At 64.1% G+C, this 1,678-nt stretch carries 2 protein-coding genes; both read right to left on the bottom strand.

What is annotated here, in order from left to right; translation table 11 throughout:
* Nucleotides 1–927 (bottom strand): electron transfer flavoprotein subunit alpha/FixB family protein (locus ACFOSU_RS20890; protein WP_380691996.1); only part of this gene is annotated, 927 nt, incomplete at its 3' end.
* Nucleotides 924–1,673: an electron transfer flavoprotein subunit beta/FixA family protein gene (locus ACFOSU_RS20885; RefSeq protein WP_380691997.1), complete on the bottom strand. Its 750-nt coding sequence runs from the start codon at nt 1,671–1,673 to the stop codon at nt 924–926. The genes ACFOSU_RS20890 and ACFOSU_RS20885, both read right to left, overlap by 4 nt.
* Nucleotides 1,674–1,678: the final 5 nt, after the last annotated feature.

Raw genomic sequence — 1,678 nt, 5'->3', positions numbered from 1 at the left:
CTCCGGAATGATCTTGAACAGATCGCCGACCAGTCCGATATCGGCGACCTCGAAGATCGGGGCTTCTTCGTCCTTGTTGATCGCCACGATCGTGCCGGCATCCTTGATGCCGGCCAGATGCTGGATCGCACCGGAGATCCCAAAGCACATGTACAGCTCGGGGGCGATGATCTTGCCGGTCTGACCGACCTGCATGTCGTTGGGTACGTAGCCCGCATCCACCGCGGCACGCGAAGCGCCCACGCCGGCGCCGATCTTGTCGGCGAAGTCGTAGATGATCTTGAAGTTCTCTTCGCTGCCCACGCCGCGGCCACCGGAGACCACCTTGGGCGCGGTCTGCAGGTCCGGGCGATCGGACTTGTGCTGTTCCAGACCCACGAAACGGGTATGGGTCGGCAGTTCGGCGTCCAGGCTCAGGGCCTCGACGGCGGCGTTGCCGCCACCGGCGGCTTCCGCATAGGAGGCACAGCGCACCGAGGCGACCAGGATCTGATCTTCCGGCGCCTTGACCGTGATGATGGCGTTGCCGGCATAGATCGGCCGGTCGAACGCGTAGTCGCCGTGCACGGCCATGATGTCGGTGACCATGGCCACGTCCAGCTTGGCGGCCACGCGCGGCATCAGGTCCTTGCCGAAGGTGGTGTTGGGACACAGCACGTGGCTGTAGCCGCCGTCTTTCGCCGCGGCCACGATCTGCGGGGTCAGGGTGGCGGCGATCGGATGCGCGTTGGCGGCATTGTCGGCGTGCAGCACCTTGGTGACGCCGTCGAGCTGGGCGGCTTCGGCGGCGATTGCGGCACCGTCGTCGGCCAGCACCAGCACTTCGATCGCCTCGGGCGACAGTTGGGATGCACAGGTCACCGCGCGGGCGGTGGAGGCGTTGAGCGTGCCGTTCAGATGATCGGCAATAATCAATATCTTGCTCATAGCAGACCTTTTTCCTTGAGTTTGGCGACCAGTTCGTCGGCGGACTCGACCTTCACGCCCGCTTCGCGCGTGGGCGGCGGCGCCGTCTTGGTCGTTTCCAGCAATGCCGCGGCGGATACGCCGAGGTCTTCGAGACTCATGTCTTCGATGGGTTTGCGCTTGGCCTTCATGATGTCGGGCAGCTTGAGATAGCGCGGCTCGTTCAGGCGCAGGTCGGCGGTGATCACCGCCGGCAGATCCACGTCCAGGGTTTCCAGGCCGGCGTCGATCTCGCGGGTGACCTTGGCGGTGGTATCCCCGGACAGCTCGATCACCGAGGCGAAGGTGGCCTGGGGCCATTCCAGCAGGGCCGAGGTCATCTGCCCGGTCTGGTTGGAATCGTCATCGATGGCCTGCTTGCCCATGAGAAACACCTTGGGCTGTTCCTTGTCGGCGATGGCCTTGAATACACGGGCCGCGGTCAGCGGCTGGACCGGTTGGTCGGTCTTGACATGGATGGCGCGGTCGCAGCCGAAGGCGAGTGCGCTGCGCAACTGTTCCTTGGCGGCGTCGGGGCCGATGGTGACCGCGATCACTTCCTCGGCGTCGCCGGACTCCTTCCACTTCATCGCCTGTTCGACGGCAATCTCGTCGAACGGGTTCATGCTGTGCTTGACCCCGTTCTCGACGACGCCGCTGCCGTCCGGCTTGATCTGAATGCGCACGTTGTAGTCAATCGCGCGCTTGATGCTGACGAGTACTTTCATAGATG

This window comes from Salinisphaera aquimarina (genome assembly GCF_042643355.1).
GTDB classification, from domain to species: Bacteria; Pseudomonadota; Gammaproteobacteria; order Nevskiales; family Salinisphaeraceae; genus Salinisphaera; species Salinisphaera aquimarina.
The sequence above is the reverse complement of the archived record's forward strand: the minus strand, read 5'-3'. Positions and strand labels throughout refer to the sequence as shown.

What these genes read in the sequence shown, in the direction of transcription:
- ACFOSU_RS20885 (WP_380691997.1), bottom strand. Translation starts at nt 1,673, where the DNA reads ATGAAAGTACTCGTCAGCATCAAGCGCGCGATTGACTACAACGTGCGC.